This is a genomic window from Mesorhizobium sp. B2-5-11 (assembly GCF_006440835.1).
Lineage (GTDB): Bacteria > Pseudomonadota > Alphaproteobacteria > Rhizobiales > Rhizobiaceae > Mesorhizobium.
The window spans coordinates 368,893-390,173 of the sequence record NZ_VFUK01000005.1; the positions used below are offsets into that span (position 1 = coordinate 368,893).

At 63.6% G+C, this 21,281-nt stretch carries 22 protein-coding genes; 10 read left to right on the plus strand and 12 right to left on the minus strand.

Annotated elements, in window-relative coordinates; all coding sequences use genetic code 11:
* Positions 1-21: 21 nt before the first annotated feature.
* Together FJ490_RS18425 and FJ490_RS18430 are read right to left on the minus strand one after the other, a co-directional pair.
* Positions 22-660 carry a 50S ribosomal protein L25/general stress protein Ctc gene (locus FJ490_RS18425; protein WP_140496025.1) on the minus strand — a complete coding sequence of 213 codons (639 nt, stop codon included), beginning with the start codon at positions 658-660 and terminating at the stop codon, positions 22-24.
* 378 nt (positions 661-1,038) lie between these two features.
* Positions 1,039-2,073, minus strand: a complete 1,035-nt coding sequence (locus FJ490_RS18430; RefSeq protein ID WP_140496024.1) for a class I SAM-dependent methyltransferase — start codon at positions 2,071-2,073, stop codon at positions 1,039-1,041.
* A 321-nt stretch (positions 2,074-2,394) separates the two neighbouring features.
* On the opposite strand from FJ490_RS18430, the gene FJ490_RS18435 reads away from it, so the two are divergent.
* Positions 2,395-4,365 carry an EAL domain-containing protein gene (locus tag FJ490_RS18435; protein ID WP_140517000.1) on the plus strand — a complete coding sequence of 657 codons (1,971 nt, stop codon included), beginning with the start codon at positions 2,395-2,397 and terminating at the stop codon, positions 4,363-4,365.
* 197 nt (positions 4,366-4,562) lie between these two features.
* Here FJ490_RS18435 and FJ490_RS32725 read toward each other — a convergent pair whose 3' ends face one another.
* Positions 4,563-4,715, minus strand: coding sequence for a hypothetical protein (locus FJ490_RS32725; RefSeq protein WP_181165221.1), 153 nt, complete (start codon positions 4,713-4,715; stop codon positions 4,563-4,565).
* Between the two features lie 91 nt (positions 4,716-4,806).
* Between FJ490_RS32725 and msuE the strand changes: the two genes are divergently transcribed.
* From msuE to FJ490_RS18460, 5 genes are read left to right on the plus strand one after another with little or no spacing between them, the layout of a single operon-like run.
* A complete protein-coding gene (gene msuE / locus FJ490_RS18440) occupies positions 4,807-5,364 on the plus strand; it encodes an FMN reductase (protein ID WP_140560609.1) in 558 nt (185 codons plus the stop codon).
* 34 nt (positions 5,365-5,398) lie between these two features.
* Entirely contained in the window at positions 5,399-6,757 is a 1,359-nt protein-coding gene (locus FJ490_RS18445; protein WP_140728548.1) for an LLM class flavin-dependent oxidoreductase, read from the plus strand.
* 24 nt (positions 6,758-6,781) lie between these two features.
* Positions 6,782-7,630, plus strand: coding sequence for an ABC transporter permease (locus FJ490_RS18450; RefSeq protein WP_140496422.1), 849 nt, complete (start codon positions 6,782-6,784; stop codon positions 7,628-7,630).
* Between the two features lie 47 nt (positions 7,631-7,677).
* The gene (locus FJ490_RS18455) at positions 7,678-8,676 is read left to right on the plus strand and encodes an ABC transporter substrate-binding protein (RefSeq protein WP_140728549.1); all 999 of its coding nucleotides are present in this window, start codon (positions 7,678-7,680) and stop codon (positions 8,674-8,676) included.
* Positions 8,677-8,693: 17 nt separating this feature from the next.
* Complete coding sequence (locus FJ490_RS18460; protein WP_140560612.1) at positions 8,694-9,452, plus strand: ABC transporter ATP-binding protein; 759 nt, start codon at positions 8,694-8,696, stop codon at positions 9,450-9,452.
* 40 nt (positions 9,453-9,492) lie between these two features.
* On the opposite strand, the gene FJ490_RS18465 is transcribed toward FJ490_RS18460, so the two are convergent.
* Positions 9,493-10,716, minus strand: a complete 1,224-nt coding sequence (locus FJ490_RS18465) for an MFS transporter (RefSeq protein ID WP_181165220.1) — start codon at positions 10,714-10,716, stop codon at positions 9,493-9,495.
* 151 nt (positions 10,717-10,867) lie between these two features.
* Here FJ490_RS18465 and FJ490_RS18470 point away from each other — a divergent pair, with 151 nt between their 5' ends.
* Positions 10,868-11,737, plus strand: a complete 870-nt coding sequence (locus FJ490_RS18470) for a helix-turn-helix transcriptional regulator (RefSeq protein ID WP_140556082.1) — start codon at positions 10,868-10,870, stop codon at positions 11,735-11,737.
* A gap of 116 nt (positions 11,738-11,853) precedes the next feature.
* Here the strand turns inward: FJ490_RS18470 and FJ490_RS18475 are convergent, their stop codons facing one another.
* From FJ490_RS18475 to FJ490_RS18505, 7 genes are all read right to left on the minus strand, one after another.
* On the minus strand, positions 11,854-12,789 hold the full coding sequence (locus FJ490_RS18475) for a ribose-phosphate pyrophosphokinase (protein WP_019860650.1): 936 nt from the start codon (positions 12,787-12,789) through the stop codon (positions 11,854-11,856).
* 239 nt (positions 12,790-13,028) lie between these two features.
* A complete protein-coding gene (locus tag FJ490_RS18480) occupies positions 13,029-13,658 on the minus strand; it encodes a hypothetical protein (protein WP_140728550.1) in 630 nt (209 codons plus the stop codon).
* Positions 13,659-13,701: 43 nt separating this feature from the next.
* Positions 13,702-14,853 carry a Xaa-Pro peptidase family protein gene (locus FJ490_RS18485; protein WP_140516886.1) on the minus strand — a complete coding sequence of 384 codons (1,152 nt, stop codon included), beginning with the start codon at positions 14,851-14,853 and terminating at the stop codon, positions 13,702-13,704.
* Complete coding sequence (gene pgeF / locus FJ490_RS18490) at positions 14,853-15,647, minus strand: peptidoglycan editing factor PgeF (protein WP_140556078.1); 795 nt, start codon at positions 15,645-15,647, stop codon at positions 14,853-14,855. Before pgeF ends, FJ490_RS18485 begins: the two co-directional genes overlap by 1 nt.
* Positions 15,648-16,004: 357 nt before the next feature.
* Positions 16,005-17,102 (minus strand): class I SAM-dependent methyltransferase, encoded by a 1,098-nt coding sequence (locus tag FJ490_RS18495; protein ID WP_140728551.1) that lies wholly within the window; start codon positions 17,100-17,102, stop codon positions 16,005-16,007.
* A complete protein-coding gene (gene lgt, locus FJ490_RS18500) occupies positions 17,099-17,959 on the minus strand; it encodes a prolipoprotein diacylglyceryl transferase (protein WP_140631833.1) in 861 nt (286 codons plus the stop codon). Before lgt ends, FJ490_RS18495 begins: the two co-directional genes overlap by 4 nt.
* Before the next feature lie 130 nt (positions 17,960-18,089).
* Positions 18,090-18,329: a BrnA antitoxin family protein gene (locus FJ490_RS18505; RefSeq protein WP_031250360.1), complete on the minus strand. Its 240-nt coding sequence runs from the start codon at positions 18,327-18,329 to the stop codon at positions 18,090-18,092.
* Positions 18,330-18,543: 214 nt separating this feature from the next.
* Here FJ490_RS18505 and FJ490_RS18510 point away from each other — a divergent pair, with 214 nt between their 5' ends.
* From FJ490_RS18510 to FJ490_RS18520, 3 genes are all read left to right on the plus strand, one after another.
* Positions 18,544-18,846 carry an accessory factor UbiK family protein gene (locus tag FJ490_RS18510; protein ID WP_140496011.1) on the plus strand — a complete coding sequence of 101 codons (303 nt, stop codon included), beginning with the start codon at positions 18,544-18,546 and terminating at the stop codon, positions 18,844-18,846.
* A gap of 316 nt (positions 18,847-19,162) precedes the next feature.
* Positions 19,163-19,663 (plus strand): YbjN domain-containing protein, encoded by a 501-nt coding sequence (locus FJ490_RS18515; RefSeq protein ID WP_127855850.1) that lies wholly within the window; start codon positions 19,163-19,165, stop codon positions 19,661-19,663.
* Between the two features lie 16 nt (positions 19,664-19,679).
* A complete protein-coding gene (locus FJ490_RS18520) occupies positions 19,680-20,039 on the plus strand; it encodes a tRNA-binding protein (protein ID WP_140567062.1) in 360 nt (119 codons plus the stop codon).
* A 13-nt stretch (positions 20,040-20,052) separates the two neighbouring features.
* Here FJ490_RS18520 and FJ490_RS18525 read toward each other — a convergent pair whose 3' ends face one another.
* Positions 20,053-21,075 (minus strand): glycosyltransferase family 1 protein, encoded by a 1,023-nt coding sequence (locus FJ490_RS18525; protein ID WP_140728552.1) that lies wholly within the window; start codon positions 21,073-21,075, stop codon positions 20,053-20,055.
* Positions 21,076-21,281 lie beyond the last annotated feature (206 nt).

Here is a 21,281-nt window from a genome sequence, read left to right on the forward strand (position 1 = left end):
TCAGCTCCGGGCGTGAAAAAGTTACTTCTCTTCGGCGGCGGGAGCCGCCTCAGGTGCAGCCTCGACCGTCTCTTCCGTCTCCGGCTTCATCGCCGACGAACCGGCGACGGTCGCGATGGTGAAGTCGCGGTCGGAGATGACGGGCTTGACGCCGGCCGGCAGCTTGACCGACGAGATATGGATCGAATCGCCAATGTCGGCGCCGGTGAGATCGACGGTAATGAATTCCGGGATCGCATTGGCCGGGCAGTGGAACTCGACCTCGTGACGCACGATGTTGAGCACGCCGCCGCGCTTGATGCCGGGCGACTTGTCCTCGTTGATGAAGTGGACAGGCACGTCGACATTGACCTCGGTGTCCTTGCCGATGCGCAGGAAGTCGACATGGACAGGGAAATCCTTGACCGGGTCGAGCTGGAAGTCCTTCGGCAGGACCTGGATCTTCTTGCCGTCGACATCGATCGTGGCGATCGTGGTCAGGAACCCGCCGCCGTGGATCTTGTAGTAGATGTCCTTGTAGGTGAGAGCGATCGCCAGGGGAGGCTGCTTGTCACCGTAAATTACTGCAGGCACTTTACCGTTGCGGCGAACTGCACGGGCGGACCCCTTACCGACCTGTTCGCGCGCTTCGGCCTTGAGCTCGTAAGTATCGTGGCTCATGGCACTTCCTTTCGCGTTGTTCTGGAGCGTTTGCGGTTGGCAATGGGCCTGGACCGTAAACGTCGAAAGCCGCCGGGTGAGGCGGCCTTCCGCCGCGTTGCCTCCAAGGGTGTCTACGCGGGTGGCGGCTCTATAGCGGAAGGCGGCCGGAGGTGCAAGCCAAAGGCAGTCATCCAAAGGCAATGGTCCGGGACGGGACGCCTCGCCCGGCCGAAAGCGCTCGAGGCTTCACGCCGGCGCCGGTCCAAGGTTGTCACTGGAGCGGTTCAGCGTGATAGGATCGCCGACCCGCTCCAGTTCTTTGTCTTAGGCAATTGCCCGGGAAGGCGCTACGCACTTTCTCCGGGAAAACCGCTGCACATTTTTCCTGGAATTGCCCTATCCGCGCTTTTCGATGACGCCATACAGCACGTTGCGGTTTTCGCCAAAGAACACCTGCGCCTCGACGGTGTTGCGGTCGACGCTGGCATTGATGATGTTCCACATGTCGGCCTCGGAGCGCAGCAGCAACACCCAGTCCATGAACGTTTCCCTATAGCCGGCGTCGGGATTGCCCTCGGCGTAGTTGGCAAAAAGGAACCTGCCGTTCGGCTTCAGCATCTGCAGGCAAGTCTTCGTGAGTTTCACGGCGACGTTGTGCTGGAGGTAGTCGTAAAGGCCGGAGGCGTAGATGAGGTCGAACTTGCCCAGCTTGTGGCCCCTGGTGAGCACGGTCCGCACCGAGCCGTCGACGGCCTCGACCGCGGTGCCCTGGAAGTCTCGCGCGATCAATCCAACGCTCTGGGGATCCTGATCGAGCGCAACCCAACGCTTGAGGCGGCCCTCAGCCAAGGCGGTCGAACGATTGGCCTCGCGCAAATGACCGGCGGCGATCGCCAGGACCTCGGCTTGCGGTCCGCTCTTGTCCGCCGTCTCGTCGACATACCGGGTCAAGAGATCGCGCCGTTCCCGCGCCGCCACGCAGGACGGTACGTCCTTGGTATGGCTGTAGAGTGCCTTCCCTGTGTCCGAGGCGCTCGCCACGCTTTCGGCCACGTGCGGATCACAATAGATGTAGTCAAGCAACTGCGCGTCGCCGGAATAGCCCCTGGGCTTGGTGAATGACCACCGGGTGAGCGGGTCCTGGAGAAAGTAGTCAAGGATCGGATGGTTCTGCGCCACCGGGATCAACGACTGCCAAACGTCGGGGTGAACCTTGGCCCGCAGGGCGTTGAGATAGGACAGCAGGCGACGAACGATCTCGGCAGGGTCTTTCTCTTCCTCGACCTGCTGGTGTGTCGCGTGGAGAATGAGCGCGAGTTCCGCGCGGGCGGTTTCGAACGCCTCGCCGTGATGCTCGGGCTTTCTTCGAGGAAAACTGCCGGCAATCATCTCGGCAGTAATCAGGCTTTTGCCATCAAAGACACTTTGCACTCGAGCACTCCATAGTTAACAGTCAGTTAACTTATTGCGTACAATGCTCGATTTGCCAATGTCGTCCCGAACGCATTTTAACGGTATGCTTAATTTCCCGCCAACCATGTTCGCGCGTTAAAACCCACCGCATTGGATTCACGGCCTGAATTAACCGAAATTTGTTTCGCGCCGTTGCATTGTCGTGCGAGGTGCGCAGTCGCCGTCGCGTCCAAGGAGTTGGCCCGCGTGGGGGCAGAAGCCAAAAAAGAACTTGGAACGCAAAATCCCCTTCAACCAGGATTTGTCGAGAGCGAACGCGTGTCATCCAGACTGGCCGACATGGCGCATGTAGAGCCGTACGAAGCCCGCTACGAGCCGGGGCCCGACGAGCTTCGCGTCCTTTACCGGAGGGAAGCCCAGGCGAAGCGAAGACTGGAAGCCCGGCCTGGGCTTTGGATCGCCGTGGCCATCTATCTCCTGTTTTCGGCAACGGATCTGCTGCTGATCCCGGACGTGGCGGCCTATACGATCATGGCGCGCTTCGCCGTCGGCGTGACCGCGCTGTCGATCCTGGAGGCGCAACTTCGCCGGGGAGTGGCCACGGAATGGCTCGACGTGACTTGCGCCGGGGCCATCATTTTCGGCTATATCGGCTGGTTGTTCCCGGCCTTTATGAGCGCGGACAAGGAAAGCGTCGCCTACTATATGGTATTCGGCACCATTTTCATGATGAGTGCAAATCTGTTCTTCACGTTCAGTTTCAATCTATCGATCGTGACATCAACCATCATCATGTGTGTCTTGTATGCCGTGAATTACTTTGTGCCTGCCACGGTAACATACAAGATGGTATTTGGCGCCTTCTACGTTTCGTGCTTCACATTCACGTCCTATGTGAATTGGAAGCTGAACGAGGAGCGCTACAACGTCTTCCTGAACGCGCTGGAAGCCAAAATCCAGCACAAGGAAGCCACCGAACGCGGCAAGGCCCTGCTGCGGCTGTCGCGGACCGATCCGCTTACGGGTCTGGAGAATCGACGGGCGATCGACGAAAAGCTCAGGGACTACTGGGGGGAGTGGCAAAGGGTCGGCACCAGTTTCGTGGCGATGCTCATCGACGTGGACTTCTTCAAGAAGTTCAATGACTGCTACGGCCACCAGGAAGGCGACCGTTGCCTTATCCATGTCGCCAATGCCCTCCGGGATATGATCAGGGAATACAATGGCTCGATCGGCCGCTACGGCGGTGAAGAATTCATCGTCCTGGCCCGCATGGAGAACAAGGATCAGATCATAGATATCGCGGAAGCCATCTGCCGCACCGTCGAGAACCTGGCGCTTACCCACGAATTGCGGCGCGACGGTATCTCGGTTGTGACGGTAAGCGTTGGCGCTGCATTCACCAGGACGCAGACCGGTGCCAAGCTGGAGAAGATCATCCACGAGGCCGATCGCGCACTCTATCTCGCAAAGGCAGGCGGTCGAAACTGTGCCCGGCTGTTCGACCCAACCGATCCCCAGAGCAGCGACGAGAGCGAGAACATTGCGGCTTTGCTGAAGATCGCGATCGGCCAGGATCTCGTTTCACTCGTCTATCAACCGATCCAGGATGTCGCGACGGACCGGGTGGAAGCGGTTGAGGCCCTGATGCGCCTCAAAATGCTGGACGGCACATCGGTTCCGCCGAGCCTGTTCATTCCCGTAGCGGAGCGAACCGGCGCCATCCTGGAACTCGGGCGCTGGGCCATCAGGACTGTTTGCGCCGAGCTCCTGGCGCACGATCATGTGCGCGTGGTCAGCGTCAACGTCTCTCCGATCCAGCTCAAGACGCCCGGCTTCGCGGCGTCGGTCGCGACCATCCTGGGCGAGACCGGCGTCACCGGCAACAGGCTGGCCTTCGAGATCACCGAGGGGCTGGAGATGGAGATGCATTCGGACATTCTTCGCTGCATCAGCGACCTGAAGCTGCTGGGGATCAAGATCTGGCTTGATGATTTCGGCACCGGCTTCGCTGGCCTCTCGTGGCTTCGCCTGATCGATTTCGATACGGTGAAGATCGACCGCTCCTTCCTTCACGACTGCGCCACCCCGAACGGCAAGGCAATGCTCCAGGACATTGTCGCCCTGGTCCGAAACCGCGGCCACAAAATCCTGGTCGAAGGGGTGGAAACGGACGAGCAGATGGCTCTCATGCGCGAATTCGGCATCGACAAGGTCCAGGGTTTTCATGTCGGCCGTCCCGCTCCGGCCGGGAGTTTCCAGGTTAAACGGACCGTCAAGCGCCCATTCACCGTGCTGAAATCCGCCTGATCAGTCTTGGCTCAGGTCCCGCCGACCCGCACGGCGGGTCGTCGATTTGATCCTCGCCCCGCACAATTCACCGTCGGAACGGCTGCCAGGCGCGGGTGTGGCCAACGATCGCTCGTCAACGCCGCGCACAGCGCCTGGATCTCTCGGTTCAGGCATCGAGTTCGGCCAGCGTCATGCCCGAGCGTTCGGTCGGGGTCTCATTCGGGCGTTGCAATGGACGGGCAGCTTGCGGCGGCGGTCGGGTCGACCTGGATCTGTCGCTCGTTGGCCTGGCGTCCGAGAATGGCGACGCCCTTGGCCGGAACCGCGCATCTGCCGAACCACTGAAGGGCGCCGCGGCGCAAACTCAATCTCTCTATTCCGCCAGTTTTGAAATCTTCTCGCTCATTTAATTCTACAAAATCGGTAGTCTTAATGAATAAGGACCGCGAGGAGAGCCCGATGACGAACAAGCTGGTGGTGGGAATATCCGGCAACCTGACCCGCCCATCGAAGACCAAGGCCTTTATCAGCCACATCGCCGGCGAGGCGGCGAACCGCATCGGGGCGACCTCGGCTATATACGACATTGAAAATCTCGGTCCGTCGTTGCCGGCGGCTCGGCGCCTCGGCGATCTCGATCCTGCGGCCCGCGCCATCATCGAACAACTGGTCGGCGCCGACGTGCTGGTCGCGGGGTCGCCGACCTTCAAAGGCAGCTATACCGGGCTCTTCAAGCATTTGTTCGATCTGCTCGATCCGTCGTCGTTGCGCGGGAAACCGGTCATCCTTGCCGCGACGGGCGGCGGCGAACGCCACTCGCTGATCGTCGAACATCAGCTGCGGCCGCTGTTCGGTTTTTTCGAGGCGCTGACCGTGCCGACCGCAATCTACGCATCGGACAAGGATTTCGCCGACGGCGTCCTGGTGTCGGAGGCCATCCATGCCCGCGCCCGGCAGGCGGTTGCCGAGGTTTCCCGCGTCGTCGGGACGGCACGCAGCGTCGGCCTCGCCGCCTGAACTCCAAATGGTTTTCGAACAAAGGGACCCAGCCATGACCATCAAATCAAGACAGATCAAGCTCGGCGCCTTTCTACCCGGTGGCGGCCAGCATGTCGCCGCCTGGCGCCATCCCGACGCTCCGGCCGACGGCGCGACCAATTTCGAGTTTCACAAGCAGCTCGCGCTGACTGCCGAACGCGGCCTGTTCGATGCCTATTTCCTCGCCGACAACCTGACGGTCGGGCTTGGCGCCCGCGAAGGCGGCAACGCCAAGATCGCGGGCTTCGAACCGGTGACGTTGTTTGCGGCGCTGGCGCCGCTGACGACGCATCTCGGATTCATCGCCACGGCATCGACCACCTATGAGGAGCCCTACACGCTTGCCCGAAAATTCGCCTCGCTCGACCTCTTGTCGAATGGCCGGGCCGGCTGGAACGTCGTCACCTCGGCGGGCGACGACACGGCGCGCAACTTCAACCGCGACATCCAGCCCAACCATGCCGAGCGCTACGCACGAGCGCATGAGCATGTCGAGACGGTCAAGGCGCTGTGGGACAGCTGGGAGGACGACGCCTTTATCCGCGACAAGAAAACGGGCCGCTTCTACGACAAGGACAAGCTTCACGACATCGACCACAAGGGTGAGCATTTCAGTGTCAAAGGGCCGCTCAACGTGCCCCGCCCGGTGCAGGGCCACCCCGTGGTCGTGCAGGCGGGCCAGTCCGAGGATGGGCGCAAGCTCGCGGCGGCCTCGGCCGAGGTCATCTTCACCGCGCATCAGAACCTTGCCTCCGCGCAGGAATTCTATCGCGACATCAAGGCCCGCGTGGCGGCGGCCGGCCGAGATCCCGAACAGGTGCTGATCATGCCCGGCGTGGCGCCCTTTGTCGGCCGCACCGAAGAAGAGGCGCGAACCAAGTATCAGCAATTGAACGACCTGATCCTGCCCGAGGACGGCGTCGCACTGCTCAACGGGCTTGCCGGACAAACGCTCGATCTCAGGGGCTATCCGCTCGACGGACCGCTGCCGCCGAGCCGCGAAACCGAAGGCATGAAGAGCCGCCAGGCGCTGATCCGCCAGATCGCCGACGAGCACAACTTCTCCATCCGCCAGCTCTATCAATGGGTCGCGACCGCACGAGGCCACTACACCGTGATCGGCAGCGCCATTCAGGTCGCCGACCAGCTGGAGGAATGGTTCAGCAACGAAGCCGCCGACGGGTTCAACATCCTGCCGCCATGGCTGCCCGGCGCGCTAGACGATTTCGTCGACCTGGTGGTCCCCGAATTACAGCGGCGCGGCCTGTTTCGTACTGCTTACGAGGGCAGGACGTTGCGCGAGAATCTTGGCCTCAAGCGGCCGCAGAACCCCTGGACGGTTGCCCGTTCGACCGTGCTCGCCGCCGAATGATGCGTTGAAGCGAAAGGCATGACGATGACTTTGCAGCACATTGAACGGCCGACCGGCATCGGCGCGCATGAAAACGGCAACGGGCTCGGCGCCGATATTCTGAGCCTGGCTGGCCGAACCCTCACGCGTCTGCTGTCGCGCTATGGCGTGCTTTTGGGGTTCCTGGCGCTCTGGCAGGCGGCGGCGAGTGGCGGCTGGGTCAATGCCGCGGTGTTGCCGCCGATCGACATGATCGTCGTAGCGCTCTGGAAGGGCCTCGCCGGGGGCAGCCTGCTCGGCGACATCGCCATCAGCCTGCAGCGCGCCGGCCTCGCCTTCGCCGCGGCGGCTACGGTCGCCATCCCGCTCGGCCTCGTCATGGGTCAGACCCGCAGCGTCGAGACGGCGCTCGATCCGATCCTGCAACTGTTCCGGCAGACCTCGGCCCTGGCGCTCTATCCCGTCTTCATCCTGCTTCTGGGGCTAGGCGAAGCCTCCAAAGTGTTCGTCATCTTCTGGGCAACGCTGTTTCCGCTGCTGCTCAACACGATCAGCGGCGTCAAGGAGGTCGATCCGAAGCTGCTCGAAATGGCGCGCGTCTACGGCGCCCGGCGGCTGACCATATTCCGGCGCGTCGTGCTGCCGGGCGCCGTGCCTTCGATCTTCGTCGGGTTGAGGCTCGGCGCGACCACCGCGCTGCTGCTGCTGATTGCCTCGGAAATGATCGGCGCCAACAAAGGCATCGGCTTCCAGGTGATGAACGCGCAGTACAATTTCCAGATCCCGCTGATGTTCGCGTCGATCGTCATCCTGGCCGCGCTCGGCCTGATCGCGAACCAGGTGCTGGTCAGCCTGCAGCGGCGGCTTTGCCGCTGGAGCAGTTCCGCCGGCTGAACAGCCGCCCCCATCATCGTCATTTTTGAAAAGTGAAAGGCCGGATCATGACCATCACACGCCGCTCGCTGCTTCTGCGCGCCCCTCTTGCCGCCGGCATCATCGCCGTCGGGCTACCATCGATCGCGCGCTCGCAGGCCGCTTCCGTCAAGATACGCTATCTCGCCAGCCGCGGCAGCATCTCGCCGCATGAGCTTGCCGACCAACTCGGCTACTTCAAGGGCCTCGGCATCGAGCTCGAGAATGTCGGCTATGCCGGCGGCGGCCCGGAATCGCTGTTTGCGCTCGCCTCCGGCAGCGTCGACCTGGGTTCGGCCGCCACGCCGGCCGTGATCAACTCGATCGCCGGCGGCAACGACTTCGTCGCCGCCTATCCGAGCAACGGCATCAACAGCCAGGTCAAAAGCGTCTTCTATGTGCTGGAGGACAGCCCGATCAGGTCGATCGCGGACATCGCCGGCAAGACGATCTCCGTCAACACGCTCGGCGCCCATCTCGACTACGCGGTGCGTGAGGCGCTGCACAGCGTCGGCCTGCCGCCGGACGCCGCCAAGCTCGTCGTGGTGCCCGGGCCGCAACTCGAGCAGACGTTGCGCTCGCATCAGGTCGATGTCGCCGGGCTCGGCTACTGGCAGGCGACTTTCGCCGGTGCCCTGGTGGCCAATGGCGGTGTGCGCGGCGTGTTCAACGACGCCGACGTGCTGGGCGAGATCGCGGGCGGCTTCATCGTGCTGCGGCGGGATTTCATCGCCGCCAATCGCGACGCCGCCAAGAACTTCGTCGAACAGTCCGCGCGTGCGGCCGACTGGTCGCGGCAGAATCCCGACGAGGCCCGCAAGGTGCTGGCCGAAATCCTCGACAAACGCGGCGAGAACGGCGAACTGGCGCGCTACTGGACGGGTTTCGGCCTGCGCGAAAAGGCGGTGGCGACCGACCGCGACATCGACTTCTGGGTGGCTGTGCTCGAGCGCGACGGCCGCCTGCCGAAAGGCAAGCTCAAGGCTGCCGACATCCTCTACCGGCCAGGCGAAAGCAAGACCAATTGAGCAAGGAGGCACCCAGCATGGCCACAGCACGCGGCGAGGTCACGATCCGCGACCTATCGAAGTCCTTTGCGCTCGGCGGGCGCTCGCTCGCCGTGCTGCGTTCGCTCAATCTCGACATCCGCTCCGGCGAGTGCGTGGTCATTGTCGGCGCCAGCGGATCGGGCAAGACGACATTGCTGCGCATCCTTGCCGGGTTAGAGATCGCCGACGAAGGCGCCGTTGCGATCGATGGCAAGCAAATAAAAGGGGTCGGCGCGGAGCGGGCGGTGATCTTCCAGGAACCGCGCTTGCTGCCCTGGCTGAGCGTGCTTGGCAACGTCGCCTTCGGCCTCGAAGTTCGCGGCGTGCCCAAGGCGCAGGCCGAGCAGAGGGCGCGCTTCTACATAGCATTGGTCGGTCTTGCCGAGTTCAGCGATGCCTACCCGCGGCAGCTTTCGGGCGGCATGGCGCAACGCGTCGGCATCGCCCGGGCGCTGACGGTGCAGCCCGAAATCCTGCTGCTCGACGAGCCGCTCGGCGCCCTTGACGCCATGACCAAGATCTCCATGCAGGAGGAACTGGCGCGCATCTGGAGCGAGGAAAACGTCACCATGGTCATGGTCACCCACGACCTGGAGGAGGCGATCTATCTCGCCGACAGAGTGCTGATTCTGCCCAAGGAGAAAGGCGGCGCGGCGCGGCTGATCACCGTCGACCTGCCGCGTCCCCGTGACCGCAGCGAAAGCCGCTTCGTGCGCCACCGTGAGGAGTTGCTGCGCGAATTCGGCCTGCACTGAGGCCTCGACGCGCTCGCACGTGTCGAGGCGCTTTCCCAGGCTAGGCCTTCCGCGCTTCCTTCATATTGGGCAGGAACACCGTCAGCAGGCCCAGGAACGGCAGGTACGAGCAGATCTGGAAGACGAAGTCGATGCCCTTCATGTCGGCCACGATGCCGAGCACGGCCGCCGCTATGCCGCCGACGCCGAAGGCGAAGCCGAAGAAGATGCCGGCGATCATGCCGACGCGGCCCGGCACCAGTTCCTGCGCGAAGACGACGATGTTGGAGAAGGCCGACGACAGGATCAGGCCGATCAGCACCGTCAGCACCATCGTCCATTCCATGTTGGCGTAGGGCAGCGCCAGCGTGAAGGGCAGCACGCCGACGATGGAAAACCAGATCATCGCCTTCTGTCCGTAGCGGTCGCCGAACGGACCGCCGAGCAGGATGCCCAGCGCCGAGGCGCCGAGGAAGAGGAACAGCATGACCTGCGACATCTGCACCGAGACGTCGAACTTATGGATGGCGTAGAAGGTGTAGTAGCTGGAGAGGCTGGCGATGTAGGCGTTCTTGGTCAGGACCAGCAGCGTCAGCACCGCCAGGGCCCCCATCACCTTGCGGCGCGGGAAGGGCGAGACGAAACTGGACGTCTTGCGGTTCGCCTGCGTGGCGCGCAAGCGGCTGTACCAGCCGCCGACCTGCCACAACACGACGATGCCGATCAGCGAGCCGACGGCGAACCATGAAATGCTGGTCTGGCCGAAGGGCACGACGATGAACGCCGCCAGCAGCGGCCCCATGGACTGCCCGAAATTGCCGCCGACCTGAAACAGCGACTGCGCCAGGCCGAAACGGCCGCCGGAGGCGAAGCGCGCGATGCGCGAGGATTCCGGATGGAAGATCGCCGAGCCGATGCCGATCAGCGAAGCGCCGATCAGGAGCAGCGTGTAGTGGCCGGCATAGGCAAGCACGATCAGGCCGATCAGCGAGGAGGCCATGCCGTAGGGCAGGGAATAGGGCATTGGCCGCTTGTCGGTGATCATCCCGATCACCGGCTGCAGCAGCGACGCGGTTACCTGGAAGGTGAAGGTCAGAAGGCCGATCTGCCAGAAATCGAGGCCGTAATTCTCCTTCAGCAAGGGATAGATGGCCGATAGCAGCGACTGCATGATGTCGTTGATGCAATGGCAAAAACTCACCGCCAGGATGACGGTGAAGGCCGTCGCCTGGGCTGAAGCATGGCTGGCGGTCGCGGGAGGGGCGACGGCTGTCGTATCGGTCAAGGCAGGCTCCGTAGTCTTTTTGGCGGGCATACCCGCGGGCAAGCTGGCGGACGCTCCTGCGGCCGCCTTGGAAACGGATGGCTTATAGGCTGCTTGCGGGACGACTTCTTTCGTGGTTTGGTCCAATAGTTTCGCAAGTGGGCCATAGCTTATGCCGCACGGCAGGGAAATTTTTCACGCTGGTAGTGCCGACCTCGAGCAGTTGCACGAGCGCCGCTGGCTATGGCTGGAGCAAGTGGCCGGACCGGCGGTGGCGTTGCCGACCGAATATCCCGACGGCTACCATGTGCCGCGGCACCGCCACAGCCGCAGCCAGTTGCTGCATGCGCTGGTCGGTGTCGTGCTGGTGACGACGCGGCACGGGCGCTGGATGGTGCCGCCCGATCACGCAATGTGGATTCCCGCGGGCACCGAGCATTCCGTCGAGATGCTGGGCGATGTCTCGATGCGCTCGGTCTATGTCATGCCGGGAGCGATCCCCGGACTGCCGGAAGGCCTGCGCGTCGTCGGCGTCACCGACCTGATGCACAGCCTGATCGTGGAATCGGAAAAACTGCCGCAAGGCGGCGTGCTGGAAGGGCGCGGCGGGCTGATCATGAATCTTCTGCTGCACGAAATCCCGACTTTGCCGGAGCGGCCGCTTGGCCTGCCGTTCCCCTCCGATCCCAGGCTGGCGGCGCTGTGCCGGCGTTTTGTGGCGGCACCGTCGCCGCGCGCGACGATCGACGAGTGGGCGGATGCCGCCGGCATGAGCCGACGCTCCTTCACGCGCGCCTTTCATCGCCAGACCGGACTGTCGCTATCGACATGGCGCCAGCAAGCATGCCTGTTCGCGGCGCTGCCAAGGCTCGCCGATGGCGAGCCGATCACCCGGGTGGCGCTCGATCTCGGCTATGACAGCGTGCCGGCCTTCATCACCATGTTCAAGCGCATGCTGGGTGCCTCGCCGCGCGGCTATATGCGCGGCGCGCGAGATGCCGGCGAAAACCCGCGGCGCATAGGCGGTCCGATCGCCGCTTGAGGCATGCCGATGGCATCAAGCTGATGCGGCAACCCTCGGTCTAAGGTCCATTGCAGGAGCACTGATTGCACGTTGTAATCTGTTTTGCTGCGCTACGCGCCCGCCGGGATCGACAATTAGTCGAACAGGCTCGACACCGATTCCTCGGTTGCCGTGCGCGAGATGGCTTCGCCCATCAGGTCGGCGATCGAGATGACGCGGATATTGGGGGCGTCGAGCACGCCCTGGGTCGGCTGGATGGAGTCGGTGATCACCAGTTCCTGCAGCTTGGAGCCGCTGATGCGGGCGACCGCGCCGCCCGACAGCACGCCATGAGTGATATAGGCGGTGACGCTGGTGGCGCCGTTGGCCAGCAGCGCATCGGCGGCGTTGCACAGCGTGCCGCCGGAATCGACGATGTCGTCGATCAGCAGGCAGTCCTTGCCGGCGACCGCGCCGATGATGTTCATGACCTCCGATTCGCCGGGACGCTCGCGGCGTTTGTCGACGATGGCGAGCTGTGCGTCGAAGCGCTTGGCCAGCGCGCGTGCACGCACCACGCCACCAATGTCGGGCGACACCACGACGACGTTGCCGAGCTGCTTGTATTTCGCCTTCACATCGCGGGCCATGACCGGCACCGAGAACAGATTGTCGGTCGGAATATCGAAGAAGCCCTGGATCTGGCCGGCGTGGAGGTCGAGCGTGAGCACGCGGTCGACCCCGGCGCGGGTGATCATGTTGGCGACCAGCTTGGCCGAGATCGGCGTGCGGCCGGAGGCGCGGCGGTCCTGCCTGGCATAGCCGAAATAGGGGATCACCGCCGTGATGCGCTTGGCCGACGAGCGCATGAAGGCGTCGATCATGATGAGCAGTTCCATCAGGTGATCGTTGGTCGGAAAGGAAGTCGACTGCAGGATGAAGACATCCTCGCCGCGCACGTTTTCCTGGATCTCGACGAAGATTTCCTGGTCGGCGAAGCGCCTGACGCTGGCCTTGCCCAGCGGGATGTTGAGATAGCGGGCGACCGCCTCGGCCAGCACCCTGTTGGAATTGCCCGCGAAGAGTTTCATGCACCGTTCCTGGTGGAGGATGGAGAGCCCCAACAGACTCGCCTACGCCCTTTAACCGGGCTTTTAGCGGCCCGCGCGGCTATTGCAAGCACCGTGATTGGAAATCCGCCGGCTAATCCTGGGAAATGTTCGCGCCATCGCGTATGGGCAACACTGGGCAGCTGACCCGCCGCCGCTGCTCCTTCCCCTTGTTCGAGCATGGGATTTCCCCGCGGCCGTTTCCATTCGGGTCCGATGGTCTAGCCCGCCTTGCCGCCGAGCCATGCCGCGAACTGGTCGATGGTCTGGTCGGCGATCGCCTGCATGGTGGCTGGCGCCACCGCTTTCCAACTGTCGCCGCCCGCGCTGGCGCCGGAACTGGCCGAAGCCGCCTTCTGCTGGCCGTTGATGCGATGCAGGCGGTTGCCCGAGGGATCGTAGACGTCCCACACATAGATGACGGTGGTGTCCTTGCCTTCGGAGATCACCGAGAAATAGCCTTTGAGCACATGGGTCGCGGTCTGGTCGGCGCTGCCGGCCAGCGTGATGCCGCGCTGCCTAGCGCGCGTCTGCAACTCCGCCGTCAGCGGCGTCGCCGCTTCCACCGAAGCGCCGACGATCGGCGCGATCTGCAGGCGCGTCCTGGCAAGGATTGCGGCTGTCTGTGCGGGCGTGGCTGACGTCGTGGTCGTTGCTGGAGCGCCCGCCGCGGTCGTGGCAGGGCCAGCGGGCGCCGGGGTGGCGGCGCTGCCCTGGGTTGCCGGCGTGGCCGGCGCCGCGGCCGTGGGCGGGGTGATGGCGGAGGGTTCGAGGACGTCTTTTGCGTTGGTGCAGGCGGCGAGCGCCAGGACCACGAGCAATGACACGGTCGTCAGCTGCGATCGTCTCATTTGCCTTCTAACTCCTTGGCGAAGAACGCCTCCCATCGTGGATTCACTGTACGATCAAGTCGAGATCATGGCGGGAAAGCGGCTTCGGCTGTGATTCGGTCGTGAGATAGGTGCGGCCAAGCGTCATCGCCGTCTCGGTTTCGGAATCCATGATGATCATGTGGGCGAACAATGTCATGTTCGGCGCGATCGGCTCGGGATTGCCCTGGTAGAACATCGGCATGTCCATCCAGGACGGGGTGAAGCGGGCGCCGACCGAATAGCCGCAGGCATTCAGCCGATGCTTGGTCAGTCCACGTGCCTCCATGACACGGGCATGCGCGTCGAACACGTCGCCGAAACTGTTGCCCGGCGTCATCGCCTTCTCGACCGCCAGCAGCGCGGCACGGGCCGCGTCGAACAAGTCCTGGTGACGCTTCGAGGCCTTGCCGGTCAGCACCGTGCGCATCATCGGCGCATGATAGTGATGAAACACTCCCGCCCATTCGAGCGTCAACTGGTCGTTCTTGGTGAGCTTGCGGCGACCGGCCTTGTAGCGGCACAGCAGCGCGTCGACGCCGGAGCCGATGATGAATTCGTTGGCCGGATAGTCGCCGCCGCCGGCAAAGATCGCGCCTTGCATGGCGGCAAGGATCAGCGCCTCGTCACCGCCCTGCTTGATCAGCGGCAAGGCCGCATCCAGCGCGTCGTCGGCCAGGTTCGCCGCCTTCTCGGCCTTGGCGATCTCGGCCGGGCTCTTGAACAGGCGCAGCCGACCGACGATGCCGGACGCATCGGCGATCTGGCCGAAGGTCTGCAGCTGCTCGTCGAGGCGGCGGCCATTATAGGCGGTCAGCCCATGAGTGTCGTATTCGACCCCGATGCGGGCGCCGAGCAGGTCGAGCTCGTTCAGCAGATTGCGCAGGTCGACGGCCGGATTGGCGCCATCGCGATCGGTCCACAGCACGATGTTGTCGATGATTGAGGTGTGGCGCGCCTGACGCAGGTCGGCCGAGCGGGTCAGCAACACCATGGACCCGTCGGCTTTCACCACCAGGCACTGGAAGAAGCAGAAACCGAACGTGTCGTAGCCGGTCAGCCAATACATGCTTTCCTGCGCGAAGAGCAGGATGGCGTCGAGCTTCTTCTCGGCCATCTCGATCACCAGCCGGTCGCGGCGCGCGTCGAATTCGGATCGTTCAAAATGCAGCGCCATTATTCACTCTCCAAAACGATTGCCGATATCTGCCGGCCGTAATCGGGTTCCTTGCGGTGCGTCGTGCGCCGGTAGGAGTAAAACAGATCTTCCTCGGTATAGGTGCAGCGGCCGAGACCTTGCGCGGTCACACCCGCCCTGTCGAGCCGGTCCACCGTGTAGCGGTTGAGGTCGAACATCGAATGACCGGGATTCGCCGAAGGCGCGAAATATCTGTCATTTTCGCCATCGGCCTCGACGAAGCGGGCGACGAATTCAGGCCCGACCTCGTAGTTTTCCGGGCCGATCGAGGGGCCGAGCACGGCGACGATGTTTTCACGCCTGGCGCCGAGACTTTCCATGGCGGCAATGGTGTTCTCGAGCACCCCCGTGAAGGCGCCTTTCCAGCCGGCATGCGCCGCGCCGATGATACGCGCCGCGGCATCCGCGAACAGCACAGGGCCGCAATCGGCGGTCGAGGCGCCGATGGCGATGCCCGGCCGGTCGGTGACGATGGCGTCGGCCTTGGGACGCTCGCCTGCAAAGGGTCCCCTGGCGACGACGACATCAGGCGAATGGATTTGCCAGGCGGTCAGGAGATGGTCCGCCGGCACGCCCATCCAGGCGGCGACACGGCGGCGGTTCTCGGCGACCAGCGCCTGGTCGTCATCCGAGCCGGTGCCGATGTTGAGGCCCTGATAGATGCCGGTCGAGACGCCGCCGACGCGGGTGAAATAACCGTGGCGGATGCCTTGTGCCTGCGCCAGGTCCAGCAGCGGCGACCGCACGGGATCCAGTTTGGTCTGATTCAGCATGTGGGCGTTGTTGTCCGTGTGGGCGGTTTCGTCAAGAAAAAGTCCGAAGCGAGACGGCCGGCGTTCAGCCGCTCTTTTACCGGACGGGAGATTGGGAGGGGTGACGATGAAAAGTCAATCCGGCGTGGCGAAGGGGCAACGCAACGAATCCGGGGTAACGGTTCCTTCGCCGCTGCGCGGTGAGGGAGCATTGAACGGAAAAACCCGCCTGTGCGGCGGGTCCCTGGCGCAACTCAGCACCATAACCAAATATCTACCATAGTTGCCTTCACCCTGTCAAGAAAAAATTCCTATCATGAGAAGTTGCCGGCCATGAAAAGCTACCGACACAACCGGGCTGGCCGTCGTCACGCCTTGTCAATCCGAGCTCGGAGCCTGGGCAAAGGGGCGAACGGCAACGCCGCGCGGCATTATGGCAAGCACCTTGAACAGGTCGCCCATGGCCTGCGGCCCGGCGAGGCGTTCGACATCGCCAGCGATCTTGTCGCGTGCCGCCTGGCTGGCATCGGCGCCAAGCCGGCCGGCGCGCTCCAGAATGCCCAGGCCGAGCAGGAAATCGCCCTGCGTCGACAGATGGGCGTCGAGACCATGCGCGCGCACCACCCCGGCAAGGGCGGCGAAATCGACATGGGAGGTGAGATCGGCTTCGCCGGGATTGGCCAGCACATCTTCGTGATCATGACGACGCAAGGCCTGCAACGTGTCGCCGACACCCGGCCGCAGATGGCCATAGTCGACAAACAGGCCGGAGCCGCCATGAGCGGCCATGCGCTCGGCGATGGTCGCCATCAGGGCGCTGCGCGCCGGCGCCAGTTCGACGATCGCGCCTTGCGGCGCCTCGCCGGCATCGGCGGGCAGCAGCGTCGGGTCGAGCGAGCCGGCGCCGGCGAAGAAGCAAAGATTGTCAGCGCCGTCGAGGCCGATCACGCGCTCGCGCCAGCCGGTGCCGGTGCGGACGAACTGGCGGATGGGGATGGCGTCGAACAATTCGTTGCCGACGATGAAAAGCGGCTGTGGCGGCAGCGTGTCGATGGTCTCGTGCCAGCGAATGGAGAACGGTGTGGCGCCGAGCGTCTGTTTCTGCACCTCGGTCAGGCGCGGGCTGGTCTCGATCATGGCGAACGCAGCGTCGTTGGCCAGTGCCGGTTCGAGCCGCGACAGGGTGCGCAGCACGTCCTTCATCAGCGTGCCGCGGCCGGGGCCGATCTCGCCGATGGTGACCGGCGTCGGCCGGCCGACCGCCAGCCAGGCCTGGTAGAGCCAGACGGCGACGAGCTCGCCGAACATCTGGCTGATCTCCGGCGCGGTGACGAAATCCCCGGCGGCGCCGAACGGTTCGCGCGTGGTGTAGTAGCCCGCTTCGGGATCGAACAGGCACAATGCCATGTATTCGTTGACGGGGATCGGCCCTGTTGCCTCGATCAGATCGACGATGCGTGCCTTCAGCCGCGTCATGTCGCCTGCGGCCGTGACTGCGGCACCGGCTTGGCTGTCGTCATCGCCCAAATGCCGGCCAGCACCATCGGAGAGGACAGGATCATGCCCATCGTCAGCCAGTTGGTGCCAAGGAGATAGCCGAGCTGCTGGTCGGGCTCGCGGAAGAATTCGACTGCTATGCGCGACAGGCCATAGCCGCAGATGAAGGCGCCGCCGACGAAGCGCGGCGTCTTCAGCTTGAGGCGCGAATGGGTGAGGAAGCGCAGCACGAGAAAGAGCACCAGGCCTTCAAGCAGGGCCTCGTAAAGCTGGCTCGGATGGCGGGTAAACGGCCCGCCATTGGGAAACTCGATCGCCCACGGCACGTCGGTTGGCCGGCCCCAGAGCTCGGAGTTGATGAAGTTGGCGACGCGCACGAGGCCAAGACCGACCGGCACGCCGGCGGCCACGACGTCGAACAGCGACCAGGTGCGGATGCCGCGCTTGATCGAAAACAGCGTCATGGCGAGGATGACGCCGAGCAGGCCGCCATGGAACGACATGCCGCCCTGCCAGACGGCGAAGATGTCGAGCGGGTGCGCGATATAGCGCGGCAGGTCATAGAACAGCACGTAGCCGGTGCGTCCGCCCAGCACGACGCCGATGGCCGCCCAGATGATGAAATCATCGAGGTCCTCCGGCTTCATCGGCAGGATGCCGTCGGCCCAGAGTTTCGGATTGGCGGCGAGCCGCTTGGCGTACCACCAGGCGAACAGGATGCCGACGATGTAGCCGACGCCGTACCAGTGCACCGCCAGCGGCCCGATCTGAATCAGCACCGGGTCGATGTTGGGAAAGGGCAACGAGGCCAGCGGCAGCAGGAAATATTCGTTCAACGGGAGCTCTCGGTTGCGTTTGGCGCGGACCATGCGGCAGGGTTTTGGCGGGGTCAAGGCAAGGTGGTCGGCCTCAAAGATCGGATCGGATCACCGCTTGCAGGCCCATCGCGCCGTGCGGGCGGTGAGCTCAGTCCCTTGGCTTGGCGGCCACCAACTGCCGCAACGCGTCGTTGATCCTGTCCTGCCAGCCGGGGCCATCTTCCTGGAAATGATCGAGCACGGCCCGGTCGATCCGGATCGAAACAAGCTCGCGGACGTTCGGCGCGGCCGAAGCTTCGCGAATTGGCGGTGCCGGCTTCTTCACCGGTTTGAAGGCAGCTTCGGCGGCTGCCATCGGATTGGTCGGTCGGCGCGGAGGGGTTGCCATTGGTGACCTGACTGAAGTGTGCTTGAGGCAATACGAGACGAGAACACAATAGGCGAGCTTGCGCCCTCAAGTACAGCTCTGGCGTCGTCCGGGAGCTTCTTACAGGAATGGCACCGCCATGCGCCACAGCAACGCAGATGGAACGGCAACCCTCAACGTTCTTGCATTCGGCGCGCGGCACTACTAACTCAATTTCAGCAACCGAGGATTTGCCATGTCGACCGGACCGAACCGCATTCTCGACGAATTCGCCAAGCTGATGACCGATGCCGCGGGCGCCGCGCAGGGCGTGCGGCGCGAGGTGGAGACCGCCTTCAAGGGACAGGCCGAACGCATCCTGAATTCGATGGACGTGGTGCAGCGCGAGGAGTTCGAGGCCGCGCGCGAGATGGCCGCCAAGGCCAGGGAAGAGAATGCTCGCCTTGCCGACCGCATCGAGGCGCTTGAGGCCAGGCTTGCCGAACTGACCGGGCAGGCCACACCTGCGGCTTCCGCAAAGCCCAGGCCGAAAAAATAATTCGTTAAACTTTTCCACAAAGCACCAGCCTGAAAAGCGCTTTGCCGTGAATCGCTTACCGGCATTGCGTGACTCTGTGTGACAGCGCCTTTCCACATGCGAATGACGCAGCGCGAAAAATTGGGCTGTTCACGCGACTCCCGATCAATAGACTGAATTTGTTGCATGATTCGGAGCAGGGTCATGCGCCGGGCGGTGGGGTCCGGTCTGGGGTCTTTGCGTCGAGAAGTCCTGGCCGTCCGAGTTCTAGATCAGATTGTTCGTCGTGTGTGCCCCGCGGAGCGTGTGGCGCTCCCCTGAACACAGGAAGCATTCCATGGAACTTCTCGAACTCGAATTCTCCCGCGAAATCCATCCGGTGGATGTCATTGAGCAGGTGGCCCACAACAATGACTGGTCCTTCGAACGGGCCGGCGACGACGAAATCTCGATCTCGGTCGCCGGAAGCTGGACCGATTATCACGTCTCCTTCTCCTGGATGGAGGATTTCGAGGCGCTGCATCTGGCCTGCGCCTTCGACATCAAGGTGCCGGAGGCCCGCGCGCTGGAAGTGATGCGGCTGTTGTCGCTGATCAACGAACAGATGCTGTTCGGCCATTTCGACCTGTGGGAGCAGGAAGGCGCTATCATGTTCCGCCAGTCGCTGCTTCTGGCGGGCGGGGTCGAGCCATCGAGCCAGCAGGTCGAGGTGCTGCTGTCGTCGGCGCTGGAGGCCTGCGAATGCTACTTCCAGGCGTTCCAGTTCGTCGTCTGGTCCGGCACATCGGCCAAGGACGCGCTGGCGGGGGTGCTGTTCGAGACTTTCGGCAACGCCTGACCAAGATGTTTTCGACATGAGTTCAAGCAGCGAGCGCAAGCCCGAGATCAGTTTCGCCGATTTCGATCGTGTCGACATCCGCGCCGGCACGATCCTCGAGGCCGAACCGTTTCCGCAGGCACGCAAGCCGGCGTTCAAGCTCAAGATCGATTTCGGGCCCGAGATCGGGGTGAAGAAATCGTCGGCGCAGATCACCAAATATTATACGCCCGAGACGCTGATCGGCCGGCAGGTGTTCGCGGTGGTCAATTTTCCGCCGCGCCAGATCGGGCCGTTCATGTCGGAAGTGCTGACGCTCGGCTTTCCCGACGAAGAGGGCGCCGTGGTGCTCGGCGCCATCGAGCGCAAGGTGCCGGACGGCGGGCGGCTGTTTTAGCCGAGAGGTAGCGTCAGGCCGCCAGTTTCCGCGTCGTGCCCAGCGCCTCCTGGACCGTATCGAGAAACATTTCCGCGCAGGCTTTCCAGCTGTAGCGCATAGCGCGTTCTCGCGCCTGGGCGCGGTCGACATCGAGGGCGGCGAGCGATGCCGCGCGCAGGTCGCTGGAGACCGCGCCGCCGAAGCCGTCGCCGACGATGTCGATCGGTCCCGTGACCGGAAAGGCGGCGACCGGCGTGCCGCTGGCCAGCGCTTCGATGATGACGTTGCCGAAAGTGTCGGTGCGGCTCGGAAAGACGAAAACGTCGGCCGAGGCGTAGATTTCGGCCAGTTCATCGTTGGGGCGGTGGCCAAGGAAATGCGCGGCGGGGTAGCGCGCCTTGAGCTTCGCCAGTTCCGGGCCCTCGCCGACAATCACCTTGCTGCCGGGCAGGTCGAGATCGAGGAAGGCGGAGAGGTTCTTCTCGATGGCGACGCGGCCGACACAGAGGAACAACGGGCCGGGGAAGCCGAGATCCTTCCTCTTGTCGGGCCGGAAATGATCGGTGTCGACGCCGCGCGTCCATGGCCTCAGCTTGTTGAAACCGCGCGCTGCAAGATCATCCGCCAGCGACTGCGTCGCGACCAGCGTGCCTTGGCCGGAATTGTGGAAATCGCGCAGCCAGCGATAGGCCCAGCTTTCCGGCACCGGCAGCCGGGCGCTGAGATATTCAGGAAAGCGTGTGTGGTAGCTGGTCGTAAACGGCCGGCCGGCATTGCGGCAGTGGCGCCGCGCCATGATGCCGAGCGGACCTTCGGTGACGATGTGGATGTGGTCTGCCTTGTAGGCCTCGATCAGGCGCGCGACATGACCTGGCGTGGTCAGCGCCAGGCGGATATCGGGATAGGTCGGCAAGGGCAAAGTGCGAAAGATGTTGGGCGTCAGGAAATCCACCGCGACGTCGAACGATTTCAGCGTCTCGGTGAGCCGCTCCAGCGTGTGGACGACGCCATTGACCTGCGGGCGCCAGGCGTCGGTGACCATCAATATGCGCATGGCGGGCCTTTGCTCGAAAGGTCGGCGGTTGCCTCGGTATGATGCCGGGACGGCGACCAGCCTGCGGCCCTCGCTTCGCTCCAGCGCACCCGGGCGGGCACGGGATCGAAGTGAGGCGGCGGGCTCGAATCAAGTGAGGTCGCGCGCTTCATGCGCGCTCTTCAGCATGGTTTCATGACGCGCCAATGAAATCGGCCGAACATGAC

Coding starts and splice junctions, on each gene's coding strand:
- FJ490_RS18425 (WP_140496025.1), bottom strand. CDS start 660: ATGAGCCACGATACTTACGAGCTCAAGGCCGAAGCGCGCGAACAGGTC.
- FJ490_RS18435 (WP_140517000.1), top strand. CDS start 2,395: ATGGCGCATGTAGAGCCGTACGAAGCCCGCTACGAGCCGGGGCCCGAC.
- msuE (WP_140560609.1), top strand. CDS start 4,807: ATGACGAACAAGCTGGTGGTGGGAATATCCGGCAACCTGACCCGCCCA.
- FJ490_RS18445 (WP_140728548.1), top strand. CDS start 5,399: ATGACCATCAAATCAAGACAGATCAAGCTCGGCGCCTTTCTACCCGGT.
- FJ490_RS18450 (WP_140496422.1), top strand. CDS start 6,782: ATGACTTTGCAGCACATTGAACGGCCGACCGGCATCGGCGCGCATGAA.
- FJ490_RS18455 (WP_140728549.1), top strand. CDS start 7,678: ATGACCATCACACGCCGCTCGCTGCTTCTGCGCGCCCCTCTTGCCGCC.
- FJ490_RS18460 (WP_140560612.1), top strand. CDS start 8,694: ATGGCCACAGCACGCGGCGAGGTCACGATCCGCGACCTATCGAAGTCC.
- FJ490_RS18470 (WP_140556082.1), top strand. CDS start 10,868: ATGCCGCACGGCAGGGAAATTTTTCACGCTGGTAGTGCCGACCTCGAG.
- FJ490_RS18475 (WP_019860650.1), bottom strand. CDS start 12,789: ATGAAACTCTTCGCGGGCAATTCCAACAGGGTGCTGGCCGAGGCGGTC.
- FJ490_RS18480 (WP_140728550.1), bottom strand. CDS start 13,658: ATGAGACGATCGCAGCTGACGACCGTGTCATTGCTCGTGGTCCTGGCG.
- FJ490_RS18485 (WP_140516886.1), bottom strand. CDS start 14,853: ATGGCGCTGCATTTTGAACGATCCGAATTCGACGCGCGCCGCGACCGG.
- pgeF (WP_140556078.1), bottom strand. CDS start 15,647: ATGCTGAATCAGACCAAACTGGATCCCGTGCGGTCGCCGCTGCTGGAC.
- FJ490_RS18495 (WP_140728551.1), bottom strand. CDS start 17,102: ATGACGCGGCTGAAGGCACGCATCGTCGATCTGATCGAGGCAACAGGG.
- FJ490_RS18505 (WP_031250360.1), bottom strand. CDS start 18,329: ATGGCAACCCCTCCGCGCCGACCGACCAATCCGATGGCAGCCGCCGAA.
- FJ490_RS18510 (WP_140496011.1), top strand. CDS start 18,544: ATGTCGACCGGACCGAACCGCATTCTCGACGAATTCGCCAAGCTGATG.
- FJ490_RS18515 (WP_127855850.1), top strand. CDS start 19,163: ATGGAACTTCTCGAACTCGAATTCTCCCGCGAAATCCATCCGGTGGAT.
- FJ490_RS18520 (WP_140567062.1), top strand. CDS start 19,680: ATGAGTTCAAGCAGCGAGCGCAAGCCCGAGATCAGTTTCGCCGATTTC.
- FJ490_RS18525 (WP_140728552.1), bottom strand. CDS start 21,075: ATGCGCATATTGATGGTCACCGACGCCTGGCGCCCGCAGGTCAATGGC.